Genomic DNA, 6,159 nt, shown 5'->3' with positions numbered 1-6,159 from the left:
CGACGTGGACTGGAAGGCGGTGTTCACCGGCACCGGCGCCACCCGCGTCGACCTGCCGACCTACGCCTTCCAACGCCACCGCTACTGGCTGGAGGACGGCCCCGACGCAGGCCGCGGCGACCTGAGTGCCGTAGGCCTGGTCATGGCCGAACACCCTTTGCTTGGCGCGGAGTTGGAGGTCGCAGGGGAGGGCAGCCTTCTCTGGACTGCTCGCCTTTCGCAGCAGGGGCAGCCCTGGCTGAGGTACCACCGTGTCGGTGAGGCCGCGGTGCTTCCGACGGCGGCCCTGGTCGATCTGCTGACCCACGTCGGTGAGCAGATACAGGCGCCGGTGATCAGGGAACTGACCGTGTCCGCGCCGATCGTCGTACCCGAAGCCGGAGGCACGCTCCTCCAGCTCACCCTTGCGGCGCCGGACGCCGAGGGACGCCGTTCGCTGGGCGTCCACGCGCGCGCCGATGCGAGCGCCACTGGCCAGGACGGCTGGCGTGAGCACGCCGTCGGCACGCTGGCCCCCTGGGACGAGGCCACCGCACTGCCGGAGTCCGACCTCAGCTCCTGGCCCCCGATGGGCGCCGTAGAGGTGGCCGGGCCAGTGCGCGACGGCGTGGGGGCGGTCTGGGAGGCCCAGGGAAGGCTGTACGCGGAGGTCCACCTCCCGGAGAGCGCGGAGGACGACGCGGACGCCGACCGGTACGGGGTACACCCCACCGTGCTGGACGCGGCTCTGCAACTCGCCGGTCGCCTCGACGGCGTCACCTCCGCCGCACAGCTCCTCGCCCACTCGGTCCGCGGGGTGCGCGCTCACGCGACCGGCGCCCGGTCCCTGCGCGTGTGTCTGACACGGGCGGGTACGAACACCGTGGAGGTGAGCGCCGCCGACGACGACGGGGCGGCCGTGCTGGCCGTCGAGGCGGTGACGCTGCGGCCGCTCGCGGCCGACGAACTGCCGGTCCCTGTGGCCCCCGTCGGGCGGGACTCGCTGTTCGAGGTGGAGTGGGTCCCGGCGCAGGGCCGCCCGCTGGACGCTCCGGTGGAGTGGAGCCCGTACGAAGCCGTGGCCGGTCTGCCGAGCGGCCGGGCGCTGCCGCCGGTCGTCGTCCACGAGCCGGGCAGCGGTGATCCGCGGCGCCCGCTGCCCGAGCGGGTGCACGCCGTCACGCAGCGCCTGCTGGAGGTGCTCCAGGGCTGGCTGGCCGACCCGCGGACGCTGGACTCCCGGCTGGTCGTGGTGACCCGGTCGGAGTCGGCAGGGACGGACGCCGAGCTGGTGGCCGAGCCGGTGCGCGGACTCATGCGCTCCGCCCAGTCGGAGAACCCGGGCCGGTTCGCCCTGCTCGAAGCCGAGGCGACGGGGACGGGGACGGGGACGGGGACGGCGACGGGGACGGGGACGGGGACAGGCACCGTGCCTCTCGACACCGAGACGCTCCGCGCAGGCCTCGCCGCCTCCGACGAGCCGTGGGTCGCGGTCCGTGACGGCCGCGCCCACGTCGCCCGTCTCAAGCCCGTCGAACTCGCCGCCCCGGCATCCACCGCCCCGGCATCCACCGGCTCTCTCTCTGACGGCGTGGTCCTCGTCACCGGTGCGACCGGCGGCCTGGGCCGGCTGGTTGCCCGCCACCTCGCCGAAGCCCACGGCGTACGGGAACTGGTGCTGGTCTCCCGCTCCGGGCGCGACCCGCGCTGGACGGACTGGCTCGGAGAACTGGCCGCGCTCGGCCTGAACGTGCGGATGGTGGCCGCCGATGCCGCCGACCGCGAGGCCATGACCGAGCTGGTGGGCTCGATCGGCGACCGGCTGACCGCGGTCGTGCACACGGCCGGCGTCGTCGCGGACGGCCTCGTGAGCACACTCACCCCGGACGACCTGCACGCCGTACTGCGTCCGAAGGTCGACGCGGCCTGGCACCTGCACGAGCTGACCGCCGAGCTGCCGTTGCGCGCCTTTGTGCTCTTCTCCTCGGCGGCGTCCCCCTTCGGCGGCGCCGGACAGGGCAACTACGTCGCCGCCAACGCCTTCCTCGACGCCCTGGCCGCCCATCGACACGCTCGCGGCCTGCCCGCCGTCTCCCTGGCCTGGGGCCTGTGGGGGCCGGAACTCGGCGGCATGGGCGGTGACCTCGGCGAGGTCGACCTGGCCCGCATCGCCCGCGAGGGCATCCTGCCGCTCTCCGCCGAGCAGGGCCTCGCGCTGTTCGACGCGGCCCTGACCGCCGGACGGCCCGCGCTCGTGCCGGTACGACTGGACCGCGCGGCCCTGCGCGCGAGCAGCCACCTCCCCGCCGTCCTGCGCGCGCTGGCGCCGCGCACGACCCGCCGCGCAGTCACCCGACAGCCCACGGCGACCGCCCAGGACGGCACGGCCCTGCCCCGGCGGCTGGCCGGCGTCGCCCCGGCCGACCGGCACAAGGCGATGCTCGACCTGGTGCGCGAGACCGCCGCCCAGGTGCTGGGCCACGCCTCCGCCGATGTCATAGGCGCCGGGCGCCCCTTCAAAGAGACCGGCTTCGACTCGTTGACCGGCGTGGAACTGCGCAACCGGCTCGCCGCCGAGACCGGACTGACCCTCCCGGCCACCCTGGTCTTCGACTACGCCACGCCCACCGCGCTCGCCCGGTACCTGCTGGCCGAACTCCTCGGTGCGGCAGACCAGGCACCCGAGGCGGACCCGGCTCCCGCCGCCGCCCCCGCCGCCGGTGACGACCCCATCGCCGTCGTCGGCATGGGCTGCCGCTTCCCCGGAGGGGCGGACTCCCCCGAGGGACTGTGGCGGCTGCTGGCCTCCGGAGGCGAGGCGATCGTGGAGTTCCCGGCCGACCGCGGCTGGGACATCGACAGCCTCTACGACCCCGACCCGCACCACATCGGCACGACCTACGTGCGCACCGGCTCCTTCCTGGAGAGCGCCGCCGACTTCGACCCCACCTTCTTCGGCATCGCCCCTCGCGAGGCCGTCGCCATGGATCCGCAGCAGCGGCTGCTGCTGGAGACGTCCTGGGAGGCCATCGAACGCGCCGGCATCGACCCCACCAGCCTGCGCGGCAGCAGGACCGGCGTCTTCGCGGGCACCAACGGCCAGGACTACAGCACACTGATGCAGCGTTCGCCCAAGGAGTCCGAGGGCTACCTGGCCACGGGCATCGCGGCCAGCGTCGTCTCCGGCCGGCTGTCCTACACCCTCGGCCTCGAAGGCCCCGCTCTGTCCGTGGACACCGCGTGCTCGTCGTCACTGGTGGCGCTGCATCTGGCGGTGCAGGCCCTGCGGGCGGGCGAGTGCACCCTGGCCCTGGCCGGCGGCGTGAGCGTCATGACGAGCCCCGGCCTCTTGGTGGAGTTCAGCCGGCAGCGGGGCCTGTCCGCGGACGGCCGCTGCCGGTCGTTCTCCGACGACGCCGACGGCACGGGCTGGGGCGAGGGTGCGGGCATGCTGCTGCTGGAGCGGCTGTCGGACGCCCGGCGCAACGGCCACAAGGTGCTGGCGGTCGTGAGCGGTTCGGCCGTCAACCAGGACGGCGCGAGCAACGGTCTTACGGCACCCAACGGCCCTTCCCAGCAGCGGGTGATCCGGGCGGCGCTGGCGAACGCAGGGCTGTCGGCCGGTGATGTGGACGCGGTCGAGGCGCACGGGACGGGGACGACGCTCGGGGATCCGATCGAGGCGCAGGCGCTGATCGCGACGTACGGGCGGGACCGGGAGCGGCCGCTGTGGCTGGGGTCGTTGAAGTCGAACATCGGGCACACCCAGGCGGCTGCGGGTGTCGCGGGTGTGATCAAGATGGTCGAGGCGATGCGGCGCGGTGTGCTGCCTCGGACGCTGCACGTCACCGAGCCGACGCGTGAGGTGGACTGGTCGGCGGGGGCGGTGGAGCTGCTGACGGAGGCGCGGGAGTGGCCGCAGGCGGGGGAGCGTCCGCGTCGGGCGGGTGTCTCGTCCTTCGGCGTCAGCGGGACCAACGCGCATGTGATTGTGGAGCAGGCGCCGGAGATCGAGCGGTCGGCTGTGGTGGAGCCGGTGGCGGTGCCGTGGCTGCTGTCGGCGCGTAGTGCGGGGGCGCTGCGGGAGCAGGCCGGGAGGCTGCTCGCTCGCCTGGGGGAGGAGCCGGAGTTCTCTCCGGTGAATGTCAGTTTCACGCTGGCGGGCCGGGCGCGGTTCGAGCACCGCGCGGTTGTGGTCGGCCGTGACCGCAGTGGACTCCTCGCGGGGCTGTCTGCCGTGAACGTCTCGTCGGGTTCTGGTGGCCGGGTGGTGTTCGTGTTCCCGGGTCAGGGTGCGCAGTGGGCCGGGATGGGTGTGGAGTTGCTGGACTCCGCTCCGGTGTTCGCCGAGCGGTTCGCCGAGTGCGCCCAGGCGTTGGCTGAGTTCGTGGACTGGGACGTGGAGGCGGTCCTTCGCGGTGCCTCGGGTGCGCCGTCGCTGGAGCGCGTCGACGTGGTGCAGCCCTTGTCCTGGGCGGTGATGGTGTCGTTGGCTGCGCTGTGGCGTTCCTATGGCGTCGAACCCGCCGCGGTGGTGGGGCATTCGCAGGGTGAGATCGCTGCCGCGTGCGTCGCTGGTGGGCTGACCCTGCGCGATGGTGCCCGGGTGGTGGCCTTGCGGTCGAAGGCGATCGCGGCCGGGCTGGCCGGTGACGGCGGCATGCTCTCCCTGGCGCTCAGCGCGGAGCAGGCTGCCGGGCGGATCGCCGCCTGGGACGGTCGTATCGAGATCGCGGCGCTCAACGGCCCGGCCTCGGTCGTCGTCGCGGGTGAGCCCGCAGCCCTGGACGAGCTGATCGCCGCCTGCGAGGCCGAGGGCGTGCGTGCTCGTCGTATCCCGGTGGATTACGCCTCCCACACGTCCCACGTGGAGCGGATCGAGGAGGAGCTGGCCCGGGTCCTGGCCGAGGTCCGCCCGCGGACCTCCACGGTGCCGTTCTTCTCCACGGTCGAGGCCGACTGGCTCGACACCCAGGCCCTGGATGGCGGGTACTGGTATCGCAACCTGCGCCGGACGGTCCGCTTCGAGGAGGCCGTACGCGCCCTCGCCGAACAGGACCATACGGTGTTCGTGGAGGTGTCGGCGCACCCGGTCCTCGCCATGGGTATCCAGGACACCGCCGACGAGGCGGTCGTCACCGGCAGTCTGCGCCGCGACGACGGTGGCCTGGACCGTTTCCTGGCCTCCCTGGGTGAGCTGTGGGTCCACGGCATCGACGTCGACTGGACGCAGGCCTTCACCGGCACCGGGGCGCACCACGTCGACCTGCCCACCTACGCCTTCCAGCACCGCCACTACTGGCTGACCATCGACCCCTCGACTGCGGGTGACGTCGGAGCCGTCGGGCTGCTGCCGGCCGGGCATCCGCTGCTCGGGGCGGCGGTCGAACTGCCGGAGGCAGAGGGGATCGTGCTGACCGGTCGACTGTCGGCGCAGGCCCATTCCTGGCTCGCGGGCGAGGGCGAGGGCGAGGTCGAGGGCGCGGGCGTGCTGCTGCCCGCGACGGCGTACGTGGAGCTGGCCGTTCACGCGGGGGACCAGGTCGGCTGTGACACGGTGGCGGAGCTGACGCTGCGGGAGCCGCTGGTGCTGCCCGCACGGCGCGCCGTGCAGCTGCGGGTGCGGGTGACCGAGGCCGACGCGGAGGGACGGCGGGTTGTCGGCGTCCACTCGCGCGCCGAGGACGCCCTCCCGGGCACGCCGTGGGCCTGCCACGCCACCGGGCTGCTGGCGGGGGCCGGTGCGCCGGTGTCGCAGTGGGAGCCGGCCGCCTGGCCTCCGGCGGGTGCGGCCCGGGTGGAGACGGACCGGGTGGACGCCCTGTGGCGGGGCGCCGACGGCGAGGTGTTCGCCGAGGTGAGCCTGCCCGAGGGGCAGCGGGCGGAAGCGGCCCGCTACGGCCTGCATCCGGCACTGCTCGACGCCGCCCTGGAGGCCGCGCGGTGCGCGGCGGACGGCGGCGGGGACACGGACCGGACGCTGGTGCCCACGGCCTGGCGGGACGTCGTCCTGCACGCGGTGGGGGCGGAGCGGCTGCGGGTGCGGATCGGTGGCCGGCGGCCGGAGGGCGTGTCCGTAGAGCTGGCCGACCCGAGCGGCGCGCCGGTCGCGTCGGTACGGCTGGTGACGTTGACCGCGCTGGATCCGGCGGAGTTCGACCGGACGAACGAGCCGGACGG

1 pseudogene is annotated in these 6,159 nt (G+C 74.2%); it reads left to right on the top strand.

The features are described from left to right. Positions 1–6,133: pseudogene (locus AQJ58_RS39250) on the top strand (type I polyketide synthase); the annotation flags it as partial. Positions 6,134–6,159: the final 26 nt, after the last annotated feature.

The sequence above is a fragment of the Streptomyces sp. DSM 15324 genome, assembly GCF_001514285.1.
Lineage (GTDB): Bacteria > Actinomycetota > Actinomycetes > Streptomycetales > Streptomycetaceae > Streptomyces.
Note: the sequence above shows the minus strand (reverse complement) of the source record. Positions and strands in the feature narration are given on the sequence as shown.